The 13,279-nt window shown below is 55.4% G+C and carries 12 protein-coding genes and 2 tRNA genes; 11 read left to right on the top strand and 3 right to left on the bottom strand.

The genetic code is table 11. The annotated features are described in order from the left end of the window. Positions 1-198: 198 nt before the first annotated feature. The 7 genes from QWY79_RS12205 to QWY79_RS12235 all read left to right on the top strand — a co-directional run bounded on the left by QWY79_RS12205 (position 199) and on the right by QWY79_RS12235 (position 5,877). Positions 199-603 carry a S24 family peptidase gene (locus QWY79_RS12205; RefSeq protein ID WP_290273095.1) on the top strand — a complete coding sequence of 135 codons (405 nt, stop codon included), beginning with the start codon at positions 199-201 and terminating at the stop codon, positions 601-603. Positions 604-717: 114 nt separating this feature from the next. Further along, complete coding sequence (locus QWY79_RS12210; protein ID WP_290273097.1) at positions 718-1,065, top strand: hypothetical protein; 348 nt, start codon at positions 718-720, stop codon at positions 1,063-1,065. Between the two features lie 17 nt (positions 1,066-1,082). Beyond that, positions 1,083-1,415, top strand: a complete 333-nt coding sequence (locus QWY79_RS12215) for a hypothetical protein (protein WP_290273099.1) — start codon at positions 1,083-1,085, stop codon at positions 1,413-1,415. 8 nt (positions 1,416-1,423) lie between these two features. After that, positions 1,424-1,603, top strand: a complete 180-nt coding sequence (locus tag QWY79_RS12220) for a hypothetical protein (RefSeq protein WP_290273100.1) — start codon at positions 1,424-1,426, stop codon at positions 1,601-1,603. 224 nt (positions 1,604-1,827) lie between these two features. Next, on the top strand, positions 1,828-2,877 hold the full coding sequence (locus QWY79_RS12225; protein WP_290273102.1) for a hypothetical protein: 1,050 nt from the start codon (positions 1,828-1,830) through the stop codon (positions 2,875-2,877). Positions 2,878-2,888: 11 nt separating this feature from the next. Next, positions 2,889-3,407, top strand: coding sequence for a hypothetical protein (locus QWY79_RS12230; RefSeq protein WP_290273104.1), 519 nt, complete (start codon positions 2,889-2,891; stop codon positions 3,405-3,407). A 709-nt stretch (positions 3,408-4,116) separates the two neighbouring features. Further along, positions 4,117-5,877 (top strand): AAA family ATPase, encoded by a 1,761-nt coding sequence (locus QWY79_RS12235; protein ID WP_290273106.1) that lies wholly within the window; start codon positions 4,117-4,119, stop codon positions 5,875-5,877. A 121-nt stretch (positions 5,878-5,998) separates the two neighbouring features. Here the strand turns inward: QWY79_RS12235 and QWY79_RS12240 are convergent, their stop codons facing one another. After that, complete coding sequence (locus QWY79_RS12240; protein ID WP_290273107.1) at positions 5,999-6,823, bottom strand: contractile injection system protein, VgrG/Pvc8 family; 825 nt, start codon at positions 6,821-6,823, stop codon at positions 5,999-6,001. A gap of 836 nt (positions 6,824-7,659) precedes the next feature. Between QWY79_RS12240 and QWY79_RS12245 the strand changes: the two genes are divergently transcribed. The 4 genes from QWY79_RS12245 to QWY79_RS12260 all read left to right on the top strand — a co-directional run bounded on the left by QWY79_RS12245 (position 7,660) and on the right by QWY79_RS12260 (position 10,192). Beyond that, positions 7,660-8,208, top strand: coding sequence for a hypothetical protein (locus QWY79_RS12245; RefSeq protein ID WP_290273109.1), 549 nt, complete (start codon positions 7,660-7,662; stop codon positions 8,206-8,208). Between the two features lie 123 nt (positions 8,209-8,331). Next, positions 8,332-9,810, top strand: a complete 1,479-nt coding sequence (gene gltX / locus QWY79_RS12250; protein WP_290273111.1) for a glutamate--tRNA ligase — start codon at positions 8,332-8,334, stop codon at positions 9,808-9,810. A gap of 206 nt (positions 9,811-10,016) precedes the next feature. Beyond that, positions 10,017-10,092: transfer RNA gene (locus QWY79_RS12255), tRNA-Ala, on the top strand. 24 nt (positions 10,093-10,116) lie between these two features. Further along, positions 10,117-10,192, top strand: a tRNA-Glu gene (locus QWY79_RS12260). Positions 10,193-10,755: 563 nt separating this feature from the next. Here QWY79_RS12260 and QWY79_RS12265 read toward each other — a convergent pair. Further along, positions 10,756-11,646 carry an NAD(P)-dependent oxidoreductase gene (locus tag QWY79_RS12265; protein WP_290273113.1) on the bottom strand — a complete coding sequence of 297 codons (891 nt, stop codon included), beginning with the start codon at positions 11,644-11,646 and terminating at the stop codon, positions 10,756-10,758. A 101-nt stretch (positions 11,647-11,747) separates the two neighbouring features. Then, positions 11,748-13,034: a citrate synthase gene (gene gltA, locus QWY79_RS12270; protein ID WP_290273115.1), complete on the bottom strand. Its 1,287-nt coding sequence runs from the start codon at positions 13,032-13,034 to the stop codon at positions 11,748-11,750. Positions 13,035-13,279 lie beyond the last annotated feature (245 nt).

Raw genomic sequence — 13,279 nt, forward strand, 5'->3', positions numbered from 1 at the left:
CAGATGCTGTATGAGGGTGACCAGCGAAGCCCGAAAGCAGACTACCTATCGTCGATCGTTCGCGCGGAGGTAGATGTACAGTACCTCCTTACGGGGAACCGTTCGGTTTCGGGGGCAAGTGGTTCCCAGACGGCCTACCGTGTTGGAGATGGCACGCCAGTACCTGCGACAGCCACGCCTGGGCCAGGCCTAGCCCCGGTGAATCTCTACGATGTGGAGGGTGCGGCCGGTGCTGGACGTTCGCTGGAAGATAAACGCGTGGAAGGGCAGCTGTACTTTCCGGATGCACAGCTTGCCGCGATGGGGATTGCTCCCGAGCAGGTCGCTGGCATCAAGGTGCGCGGCGACTCCATGGAGACCACCCTGGTCGACGGCGACTGGGTGCTGGTCAACTTGGGCGATACCGATTTCCGGCAGGAAGGCGTGTTCCTGCTGATGATCAGCGGCGAGCGCCGTATCAAGCGGGTGCAGCGCCTGGCCGGTGGCGCGCTGTACCTGATCAGTGATAATGAACACTACCAGCCCGAGATGATCCGCCCCGAGCAGATGCGCGAGGTGGAGATCCTGGGGCGGTGTGAAGTGAGGATTGGCAAGCTTTTTTAAGCGGCTAGGCGTATTTCTGTAGAGCTGTTTGCCTTCATATCCAGCAATACCGTTATACGCTTGGCTTAACCCAGAGGCCCCGAAAGAGGGCTTTTTTTGCGCAAGGAGAAGGGAATGAGTAATACGGATATGGACGCCAACAGCGGCAAGGGAGCGCCCACGAAAGCTGTCTGGATCTTGCTGGTAATCGCCTGGATCTGCTTTCTGGTGCCGTTTCCCGGCATTGGCCTGTTCTTGGGCGCACCTCTCAACTTTGTGGCCTTCATCATCGCGATTGTCGTTATCACTCGCGGCAAGACGGGGGTCGGTATCACCCAGCTGATTTTGACCCTCGTCGTATCCCCCATCGTCTACTTCACTGGACTGGCGATATTCGGTGCTGCACTGGATAGCACGCAGCCCGAGAAGGAAGCGTTTGATTATGGGCAGCTCAGCCCGGCACCCATCGTCTCTCTCGTCTGATGCTCTCTGGGGGGAATATGAAATATCAACTGGTTCTGGCTGTCGGACTTTCCGCTCTTTCTGGAATGGCGTTGGCGTCGGGAATGCCACGCTTTGACGTCGAAGGGCATTGCGAGCAGGTCGCGTCCGTTGGTGGCTCCAGCAACATGCTGTACAACAGCTGTATCGACATGGAGCAACAGGCTTACGACAACCTGAAGCCGGCTTGGTCCAGCCTCCCCGGCAGTATTCAACGTCACTGTAAGGATGTTTCCAGCGTGAGCGGCCCTGGTAGCTATTCCCTGTTGGAAAGCTGCGTGCAGATGGAAGTAGACGCTGGTAGCAATCGCAGCGAGTTCAGCTTTGATTGAGGTTGGCCATGCGATTGACCTATCTCGGCCCGGCCATGCCGGGCCATGACCATCTTGCACACCAGGGCCTGGACGCTCGGCGGCTACCGCCGAGTTGCTATTTGGTGGAGGTGTGCGCAGGCGCCGGTGTTGAGGGCGAGGTTATCGAGGGCGATGTTCTGGTGATCGACGAGGCGCGCCCGGTGTAGCATGGCGACCTGGCGGTGATTGAGACGGATGATGGCCTGGAGCTTTTTCGCAGCCACCGCTTGGGCGGGGCGTTCCGCCTGATACCGGCTGCCGGGGGAGAGGAGATGTTTGCGCGGCATGTGGAGTGCCGGGGGATTGTGGTGGAATCGTATACGGATAACCGCAGCATAAATATAAGTAAATAAATTATGCGATGTGTGATTTTGTAATACCAGGGGTGGTTATGAAGGTTTCTTGTACAGTTTATGATATCGCTCGGCTTGGTTACTATAATAGAGGCGAAGAGGTTGCTGGTTTTCCTTCGATGGAGAAGTGTTTGGATAGCTTTGTCGACTGGGGTAAGAGCGTAACGCAGATAGATAACACAAAGACTTATGCACCTTCGGGTAGCACAACCCGTCATGCTACTTTCTTTGCAGATGGTCACCATGACCGCGCATCCGGAGAAACAGTTGTCGTCCTTTGGAAAGAGGTAAATTCAAACAAAGGTGATGTTTATGGTCTTTCTCGATCTAATAGACCGGGACATGGTCAGGTGACAACTCGAAGTTTCGATTACAAAAAGTACATTCCAGGGTTTCCTGTTTACTTTTGGTTTTTTCCTAGAGAAAAGAAAATGCTTGCTCTTGAGTTTGAGCACTCAGACAAGGGGAAGATGAATCTTGTTCATTACCTTTATGGATTCCTAGGTTGGCGTGCAACCCCATGGTGCGTTTCTTCTTCCAAAGTTAAGGTGACAGAGCACAATTACGATAAGACGCTTCTCGGGTATTCTCCTGATGGCTCATCATCCAATATCCATGGCCATGTAAAACCCCGTGTTGATATAGATATATGTAAAAGCGGTGATGTGCTTAAGCAGCTTCTGGCAGTGCGACCAAAAATCACGAGGCTACAGAGGACAGAAGCTATAGAATTTTCTAGTGATGCCAATGAAAGTCGTACTGTCGCTGAGCGTGTGTACGAAGATGGTGTTTTTAAAGGCCTGGTTTATAAACCAAGGAGATTGGCAAAAGTTAGGTATAAAAGTGAAATAACTTGGAAGCCAACATACGAAGAAGTCGTTGAGCTCTTTGATGAAGTCTCAGGGGTAGGTCCAAGCGATGGCCTTGAGAATTTGGTTGCATTAACTAGTGATCAAAAGCGTGTCTCTTTCTTTGGTAATGCTATTAAAGATGATATTGATATTAGTGTTGCTGGAAAAATTGATGGATTCGTGCCTGCAGGAAAGCTATACTCAGCTCTTGATGGAGCTAGGAAGCTCTTCCCTTAAAGGGGGTTGTTATGATAATTAGACTCGCGTTATGCTTGTTGTTGTCGTCAGCTATTGGCTATTTGACATATGGAGATCTTGAGAAATTTACGCTTGATGCATTTGTCGACGTGATGGGGGTTCTCCTAAATGTTTCGGCTATAGTTTTTGCAATTATCGGGGCTTGGATAGCAATCATTTATCCTCGAGCCTTGCAAGCCCCCATTGTTGGGAAGCGAGTCGAAGATGCCGAGGCAGTTGTCGAATCAACTAGAGATGCCAACTATCTATCAGAGCTTTTTCAGATTGTTTTGCAGTCGGCTTTTGTGATTATCTTTGCTGTTGCTGCTCAAGTAGCCTTGCCTTTGTTTAAAGCATACTCTTATTTTGATGTGGAAATGCCGCTGGTGAAAGCCTTGGCTGTTTCTTTTATGGTGTTTTTGGCTTTTGTTCAGCTCAATGCAATACTTGTTGTGGTCGAAAAGAATTTTGGTCTTCTCTTGCGTGTTAGAAGAAAGAATAGAGATAGCGTGTTGGACAATGATGTGTAAGAGGTTTTTTAGTCATTTGTGCCATGTTGATAGGGAGGGGCTTGGAAGGGTGGTAGATGATCTTGCGCCACATTGACTCCTGCAGGCCTCCTCTTGGCAGCAGAGACAGCCCCTGATGGGTCACCTTCACCTCATCCCGAAGCTGACCCGCAGCGATGACTCGGGCAGCACATTGGCCCGGCCGTGGGTCATGGTTAGCTCGAGCATGGCCAGGCCGACGTGAGTTACGTCCCTACCTTCACCCCGCGTGAATCCGCGTAATGTAGCCGTCCTCGTTGAGGATATCTTAGACATCGGTGATCAGTCAGTTGGTGCCTTCGATCTGTGGGGGGGCGATCAGAGCGATGCGGAGTTCCTTCAGCTTATCGGTGTCGTGGAAAAAAGTTTTAGTGCTAGGCTTAATTACAGAATTTCTTGATTCCCCGGCATCGTATGACATGTGGTTTTTATGGTGTTGATCGACGTTCTTGTGAGGTGTGGTGATCAGCGAGGTGATATGGGGTGTTTATGGCGGATCGCTTAGGAGGAATCTTTTGTGGAGAGAGCGGTGGCTATATGTGAGTTTGAAAGGACGTGCCTTTCACCAGTATTGTGTCTCTCCTAGTCCTCATGCTTGTCTATGCTATGAAATGAAGCTAGCCGAATTTTGGTAAATGTATAATATTTCATTAACCTTCAGCGTAGGTTATGAATTGTGTAGAGGTGTAATATGGATCACTTGGAAGGTGTGTTAGTATCTAATTATAAAGGAATTGGTGATGGTGTTCAGTTGGTCGGGCCTTTTGGAAGACTGAATTTTATTGTAGGAGAGAATAATTCAGGGAAATCTTGCGTGCTAAGTTTTATTCATAGTCAAGTAGAAGGGATGCTGGGTAGCTTGCAAGGGCCGAGAGCAGTAGTGAAAGGAAAGTTAGATATAAGTGATCTTGATGTAAATGCTGGGGCAAGAAAATCTCAAGTTAAAAGAGGGCTGGGAATAAGTTCGGAGAGGCTTCGTAAATCAGTGAAGGATGCGTTGAGAGAGAAGAATGATAGGCTTTGTAAGCCGCCCTATATTGATGCCATTTATCTTATAGTAGATGAGTTATGTCTTTTTGGTATGGTCTGGTTGAGCTATGATTCAAGAAAGCAAAGCATGGTGCTTTACAATGAAGTAGATGTTAAAGAACTTGCTGATCGAGCGGATAATAGGGTCTGGAGCGATTTATGGTCGATTCTGACTTCGAAGCAGGGCGGTGGGCTGATACAACATCATATTCCAGAATTGATAGAGTGGGTGAAGAATAAAATTCAGTTGGATGAAAAGAATACATATTTAATACCTGCAATAAGGGAGGTTACGGCTTCGCAATATGATGAGATGTTATGGAATGGGAATGGATTGATAGATAAGTTGGCGCAGTTGCAGAACCCTGGCGTTAAGAAAAGAGATGAAAAAAATAAGTTTCACAAGATAAATAATTTTATCGCATCAGTGACGTCCTGTGAAGAAGCGAAAATTGAGGTCCCATATGAGAGGGACTGTGTGTTAGTTCATATGAATGAGAAGGTCCTTCCTCTCGAATCCTTGGGGACCGGGATTCATGAAGTAGTCATGCTGGCTTCTTTTTGCACAATGGTAGACGAACAAATTGTTTGCATTGAGGAGCCTGAGATTCATTTGCACCCAGTGCTGCAGAGAAGGTTGATACGTTACATAAAGAGTGAGACAACAAATCAATACTTTATTGCAACTCACTCGCCAAGTCTTATTGATGATAGAGAAGCCTCTGTATTCAGAGTCCAGCTAAATGGTGAAAATTCTACAGAGGTTAACAAAGTCTATTCGGAAGGGGGGAGGTCGAGTGTTATATTTGATATGGGGTATAGGCCGTCGGACCTGCTGCAATCAAATTTTATAGTTTGGGTCGAAGGGCCTTCAGATAGAATATATGTGAATGAGTGGATTAGGGTTTGTGATGATTCACTTGTGGAGGGTGTTCATTATTCAGTTATGTTCTATGGAGGGCGGCTTTTGAGCCATTTGACCCTTAGGGATGAGTTGGAGGGAGGGAGTGAGAAGTCTCTTGTTGAGCTTTTGAGGATTAATAGGAATGTTTGTGTTTTGATGGACAGTGATAAGAAAAAATCCAGTGATGGTATAAATAAAACAAAAGAGAGAGTTATTGAAGAGTTAAGGTGTGTTGGGGGCATGTTTTGGGTTACTAGGGGGAGGGAGATAGAGAATTATATTGATAGAGAGGTTATGGAAAATGCTCTTTCTTCATCGTATAAGAGTTTTGGGAAAAGGCATAGGGTTGGGGAGTATCAACATGTCCTCCCATTTTTTGATAAGGATGGTGTTCTAGTTAAAAATGTAGACAAAGTTAAAGTTGCCAAGGAAGCTGTGGATTATGGTGTTGGCCTTGATGTTCTTGATCTTCGCGATTGTGTCGAGAGTTTGGTTGATTCAATAAAGTTAGCTAATTAGATTGTGGCTTATGAAGGCCTTGATGCTAACCGTAGTGTGGGTGATGTATGAAGTGTTGCTGAGGGCATGGTGGTCTGCAAGTTGCTGCTACTAGTTTTCGATAAAGGCGAATGTGAATAGCTCAACCTTCAGTCTTCACCTCACAGCGGATCCGGGTGATGTAGCTGTTGTCGTCGAGGATGTCTTCGACGTCGGTGATCAGCCAGTCGGTGCCGTCGATCTGGGGCTTCCAGCCGACAAGGGTCAACGGGGGTTCGGCGATAAGGTCGGCGCGGCCGTGGGCCATGGTGAGTTCGAACAGGGCCTCGCGGCGTTGGATGCGCTGCCACTCTGACCGGGCTTCGTCCATGGCGTCGGCCTCGGTGGCGAAGACGGCGCGCAGTTCCTTGAGCTTTTCGGTACCGCCGGCGACAACTTCCTGGCGCTTGGCCTTGCGCGGGTCGTTCCAGAAGGCTTTGACGCCGGTGTAGCTCTCGGCGTCGCGCGAGGTGCGGCTGTAACGGTGGCGGTCGCCGTCCTGGCGGGTGATGGTGAGGCCACCCAAGGAAGCGCCGCTGGCGGCCTTGCCGTCGCCGGCGGGGGTGAACAGCAGGCGGCCGCTCTTGATGGTGGCCATGGCGTTGTAACGCTTGCCCAGGCGGGTGAGAAAGTTGATGTCGCTTTCGTCGGTCTGGTCGATGTGGGGCAGGGTGATCGAAGCCAGCTCGCCGCCGATGACCGGCGATAGGCCATTGCGGCCGGCGATGGCGCCAATGATGTCGCCGAGTTTCTGGGGCAGGTGGTGCCAGCTCTGGGTGCGCTTCTTGGGGAGCTGCTCGCCCATGTCGGCCGCGCGGGCGCGGATGGTCAGCTTGTCGGGGGTGCCGGAGTGCTGGACCTCGTCGATGTGGTAGGTGTCACGGTCGATCAGGCCTTCGTCTTTCCAGCCGATGGCGACGCTGAGCATGGCGTCACTGGGCGGGATGACGAGCTCGCCCAGTGGTCGGTGAGGGTGATGTCGAGCTGGTTGGATTCCTGGTCGCGCTGAGCCTTGATGCGCAGTGAGGTGAGCCGGCCGTTGAGCTTGGGGGGTAATGACCTGCCCGGCCATGGTGACGCGGTAGCTGGGGCGATGATAGGGCGCTGGCATCAGGCGTAGGCTCCCTGCAGCACGGAGAGGGTGATATCGCCCATGGCGGCCGCGCCGGCCTGGGCGTCGACGTGCTCGAGGGTCATCGAGAATTCGATCTTGGCGGGGCGCCGTCACGGAACATAGCGCTGCTGGTTTCCTCGATGCCGGTAACCACGAACAGGCAGTATTGGCGGCCGCTGCCCTCGATATTCATGTGGTTAGGAAAGATTCTGGCAGGACATTACCTTTTTCCGAGCCCCCCCACGGACTCTGAGATGACCCCGCGCGACAGGCGCACACGCACGCGTCGTGCACGTCACTCACGGCTCTTCGCCGCGCAACGGACTCGAGATCGTTCAAGGGCGAGCAGGGATAATCAGAAGGAATTTATTTGGTACTAAACCGCTGTGAGGCCCTGAGTGGCGGGACTGACCACCGATCCATCATGGGCGCCACGGAGAAGGTTCGGTCGAGGGTGCTGGTCATGCGATTCGGCTACAGGAAGCGTGAGATATGGTCGCCATTCTATCACTCCGGGGCGGGCTTGCGAGAGTCGGTGGCGCTCCGTGGAGGTCGGGTCGAGCCTGATCGCGGGATAATGGTCGAAGTGTGTCGGCAGGTGCGTGGCTGAATGATACGCTGAAGGCTCATCCTCGGTGCTGGGGGCACGCATGAAGAGATGGCAGTCAGTCGTGCTGAGCGTCGTGCTGTTGGTGGCGGGCTGTGGCAGTGATGATCAGCCAGACGATGATCGTCTGGGCGGAGTGGCGCAGCCGGATACCGAAACGCAGGAAGCCAGTGCCGAAGAGGCGAACGCTTTGACTCAGCCGGTGGAGTTCGATGCCTCGGTGCGCATCGATGAGACCAGCCGCCTGGTCATCGAGGTAGCGACCAACCTGCCCGAGGGGACTCGGCTGAGGATAATGGCCGAACGCAGTGCCAGCGGCGTCAGCTGGCGTGATAGCCAGGAGGTCGTGGACGGTGCCGTATCGGCCGGGCCCTTCGGTCCAGGCAGTGGCCTGCCCGAAGGAGAGTACCGGGTGCGCCTGGTCATGCCGCCGGCCAGCGTGCAGCCGGCAGCGGTCCGGTCGCGTCTGGGAGACAAGGGGCAGCACCTGACCGGGGAATGGGTCGTCGAGTCCGAACATGGTCTGGGGCAGGTCGTGGAAGCCGCCTGGCAGGTGCGCATCGAGCCCTCAGGGGTGAAGTTCCTGCCCTGACATCCGCCTGCCTGTTGTCGGGGATCATCCGGGACAGGCTGCCGGTAGCGGGTGAGGTGCGTATAATGCCGGTGACTGCCCGGTGAGCGGGCTTCCTTTTTCATCGATCGGACCCAGGATGACATGACCGTACGTACTCGTATTGCGCCGTCTCCCACCGGAGATCCCCATGTGGGCACGGCCTATATTGCCCTGTTCAATCTGTGCTTCGCTCGGCAGCACGGTGGCCAGTTCATTCTTCGCATCGAGGACACGGATCGCCAGCGGTCCACCGCCGAATCCGAGCAGATGATTCTCGATTCGCTGCGCTGGCTGGGTCTGGAGTGGGACGAAGGACCGGATGTCGGGGGCCCTCATGGCCCTTATCGACAGAGTGAGCGCGGTGATATCTATGTCGAGTATGCCCGGCAGCTGGTGCAGTCGGGCCATGCCTTCAAGTGCTACCGCACCAGTGAAGAGCTGGATCAGCTGCGTGAAGAACGCAAGGCGGCGGGGCAGCACCTGGCTCTGAAGCCCGATGACCTGGCGCTGCCTGCCGATGAAGTGGCACGCCGCGAGCAGGAAGGCTGGCCCCATGTGGTACGCATGACGGTACCCACCAAGGGTACCTGTGTGGTCGAGGATATGCTGCGCGGCTCCATCGAGGTCGACTGGGCCCAGGTGGACGCCCAGGTCCTGCTGAAGTCGGATGGCATGCCCACCTATCATCTGGCCAATGTGGTGGATGACCACCTGATGGGTATCACCCATGTATTACGGGGCGAGGAGTGGATCAATTCCGCGCCCAAGCACCAGCTGCTCTACGAGTACTTCGGCTGGCCGATGCCGACCATCTGTCACATGCCCCTGCTGCGCAATCCCGACAAGTCGAAGCTGTCAAAGCGCAAGAATCCGACGTCGATCAACTATTATCGGCGCATGGGTTTCCTCCCGCAGGCCGTGGCCAACTACCTGGGGCGCATGGGCTGGTCGATGCCCGACGAACGCGAGAAGTTCACCCTGGACGAGATGATGGCACACTTCGATATTCAGCGTGTGTCGCTCGGCGGGCCGGTCTTCGATCTGGAAAAGCTGTCCTGGCTGAATGGTCTGTATATCCGTGAGGACCTGGATGACGATGCCTTACTCGAGGCCCTGAAAGAGTGGGCCTTCAACGAAGCCTATGCGCGCCAGATTCTGCCCCAGGTTCGCCCCCGGGTGGAGACACTGTCGGAGGTCATGCCGCTGGCCGGGCACTTCTTCGCCGGAACGGTCAATGTGGACGAAACGAGCTTTGCCGGGGTGAAGCTGGAACGCGAGACGCTCGTCAAGCTGCTGCAGTTCCTGTCCTGGCGATGCGAAACGCTGCCTGCCTGGAACAAGGAAGCCCTGCTGGCCGAGGTCAAGGGGCTCTCCAGCCATTTCGAACTGAAGATGAAGGATTTCCTGGCACCGGTCTTCATCGCCATCACCGGTTCCTCCACGAGCACCTCCGTGATGGACGCCATGGCGATCCTCGGCTCGGATGTCACCCGAGCCCGACTGCGCCACGCCATCAGCGTGCTGGGCGGCGTGTCCAAGAAACAGACCAAGCGCTTCGAGAAGGAATATCGGGAGTTGTAAGACGCGGCTGCGCCGCTTTGAGCTGGAAGTTCCCGGCTGCGCCGGGGGCTTGAAGTCGTAAGCTTGAAGCTGGAAGAAAAACCTTGACCCTATACTGCCGGCGTTCATGCTGCCTTCCAGCTTCCAGCTTCCAGCTCCGGGCGAAGCCCGGGGGGTTGACGAACCCCACAGTTGTCAGTATTATACGCCCCGTCTTCACGAGATACGGGGCCTTAGCTCAGCTGGGAGAGCGCAACACTGGCAGTGTTGAGGTCAGCGGTTCGAGCCCGCTAGGCTCCACCATCATCTCGCTTCCGAAGACCTTGCGTCCCATTCGTCTAGTGGTCCAGGACACCGCCCTTTCACGGCGGTAACAGGGGTTCGAACCCCCTATGGGACGCCATCTCCTCTTCCGCTCGTATTCGGCGCTTCCTTCGCATTCGCGAACGTTTTTCCTTGCTCGCCTGGATGTTCTCGCCGCTGCTCTGGCTTGTGGATAGCTATCGGTAAAACATGAGTCTGTGTCTCATTCAAGCCATAAAAGGCGATTTCAGGGCTTGACTTGTCCACGTCTGCTGTTCCTTCCATGTGACACGGAGCTTGACATCCCGCTAACCCGCATGATGCCGGGGTTCTCAGAAAATCTCTTTAAAATCAATGCCTTGAAACGGGTTAAATTTTGATCAATTTGAGGCTGAGCCGCTGTTCATGGCGATTCAGGGACGTTTTGGAAAGGTTTTAAACAGGTTTATCCACAGATTGTGTGGAAAAGGCTTCAAGGGCCGCAAGAGGGCGTGGGGCGGGGCCGAACGGCGCAGCCCTGTGCACAGGGCTGGCTGATTCAGCAGGGCGTCGCCTTGATGTGCTGTGGCATCTTCATGGCGGTTCATCCGGGCCTTCTGGATGTGGCGTCGGGGGATACCGTCAGGTCGTGGCCAGGCGCCGGATGAACGGTCTGTCGAGTGGTCACACCGCGTCGCCGGCCTGGAGCCGTTTCAGCAGGGCAGAGGTGTCCCAGCGCCCGCCACCCATGGCCTGTACCTCGGCATAGAACTGGTCCACCAGCGCCGTCACCGGCAAGCGCGCCTGGATCTGACGGGCCTGGTGCAGGCAGATATCCAGGTCCTTGCGCATCCAGTCGATGGCGAAGCCGTGCTGGTACTCACCGTTGATCATGGTCTGGTGGCGGTTTTCCATTTGCCAGGAACCAGCAGCGCCCTGGGCAATGACCTCGATGACGCGCGTCTGGTCCAGGCCGGCCTTCTCGGCGAAATGCAGGCCTTCCGACAGCCCCTGGACCAGGCCGGCGATGCAGATCTGGTTGACCATCTTGGTCAGTTGGCCGCTGCCGGCGGGGCCCATCAGGTTGACGGCGCGCCCATAGTGCCCCAGGACAGCCTCGGCCCGTGCGTAGTCATTTTCGGCTCCCCCGCACATGATCGTCAGGCCGCCATTCTCGGCGCCTTGCTGGCCGCCGGAGACCGGTGCATCGATGAAGCCGATGTCTCGCTCGCGGCAGGCGGCATCCAGGGTTTCGGCCAGGCTTGCCGAAGCTGTGGTGTGGTCGACCAGCAGGCTGCCCTGTGACATGCCGGCCAGGGCGCCTTCTTCGCCCAGCGTGACCGCCTCGACGTCCTGGTCATTGCCGACACACATCAGGACCAGGTCGGCATCGAGGGCGGCCTGACGGGGGGTGGGATGGTGTTCCCCGCCGTGAGCGGTGACCCAGGCCTCCGCCCGGGATGTGGTGCGGTTGTAGACATGCACTTCGAAACCGGTCCGGGCGAGGTGGCCGGCCATGGGGTAGCCCATGACGCCGAGTCCGATGAAGGCGATGCGCTGGATGGTCGGGTTCATGCAATCCCTCCTGATCGATGGGGTAGTGTGATGCCGGAACAAAAAAGGCCACCGTGGAAGGTGGCCTTGGGCAGCAAGACGCTTTGACAGTGCCGCGTGACTTACTCGGCGGGGTAGTCGCGCTTGTCATGACCCACGTATAGCTGGCGCGGGCGGCCGATCTTGTAGCTGTCGCTGATCATTTCGTGCCAATGGGAGATCCAGCCGATGGTGCGTGATACGGCGAAGATCACGGTGAACATGTTCTTCGGGATGCCCATGGCCTTGAGGATGATGCCGGAATAGAAGTCGACGTTCGGGTACAGCTTGCGCTCGATGAAGTATTCATCTTCCAGCGCGATCTGCTCGAGGCGCTTGGCGATGCGCAGCTGCGGGTCGTCGGCACGGCCCAGCTGTTCGAGGACTTCGTCGCAGGTCTCTTTCATGACCTTGGCACGCGGGTCGAAGTTGCGATAGACGCGGTGGCCGAAGCCCATCAGCTTGAAGGAGTCTTCCTTGTCCTTGGCGCGATCGATGAAGCGCTGAATGTTCTCCTCGCTCTCGTCGCCGATCTCGTCGAGCATGTTGAGCACGGCCTCGTTGGCGCCGCCATGTGCCGGCCCCCAGAGTGCCGCGATACCGGCGCTGATGCAGGCAAACGGGTTGGCGCCGGTGGAGCCCGCCAGGCGAACGGTCGAGGTGGAAGCGTTCTGCTCGTGGTCGGCATGCAGCATGAAGATGCGGTCCATGGCCTTGGCATAGACCGGATTGATCTCGTAATCCTCACAGGGATTGCTGAACATCATGTAGAGGAAGTTTTCCGCATAGTTCAGGTTGTTGCGAGGATAGTTGAACGGCTGCCCGATGTTGTACTTGTAGGACATGGCCGCAATGGTCGGCATCTTGGCAATCAGGCGAATGGCGCTGATCTCGCGATCTTCCTGCTTGGTGATGTCCAGGTGATCATGGTAGAAGGCCGCCAGGCCGCCGACCACGCCACACAGGATGGACATTGGATGCGCGTCGCGACGAAAGCCCTTGAAGAAGTTGGCGAGCTGCTCGTGGACCATGGTGTGGGCGGTGATGCGCCTGGAGAACTCCTGGTATTCGGCATCGCTCGGCAGTTCGCCGAACATCAGCAGATAGCTGAGCTCGGTGAAGTCCGAGTGCTCGGCCAGCTGGTCGATGGGGTAGCCACGGTGCAGTAGCATGCCCTTGCCGCCGTCGATGTAGGTGATGGCGGACGAGCAGGAGGAGGTGACCATGAAGCCGGGGTCGTAGGTGAAGAGGCCTTCCGCGCCGAGGCTGCGGACGTCGACCACGTCAGGTCCGCGTGTGCCGGAATAGATCGGCAGCTCGATCGGCTCGTCCAGGCCATCTACCGTCAAAGTCGCTTTCCTATCAGCCATGCTGGCCTCCTCTGCGTATTCTGTATCGAGCCGACCAGCCGCTATCTGTCAGGACCTGTCGGCCAAAAGGTTTGCCCACTATAGAAGCGTCTTCGTGATTGTCAATTGGTCCATTGGAGTGGTCGGTTTGACAAAAACGCGGATCATGTAAGGCTCTGGTACAAGAAATTGTGCTTCGCACCATACATGGCGCGGTTCTCCGTCTGCGACGGCCTGATGAGGCCCGCGGCAGAAGGGAAATGAAA

It is taken from the genome of Halomonas sabkhae, assembly GCF_030409265.1.
Taxonomy (GTDB): domain Bacteria; phylum Pseudomonadota; class Gammaproteobacteria; order Pseudomonadales; family Halomonadaceae; genus Halomonas; species Halomonas halmophila.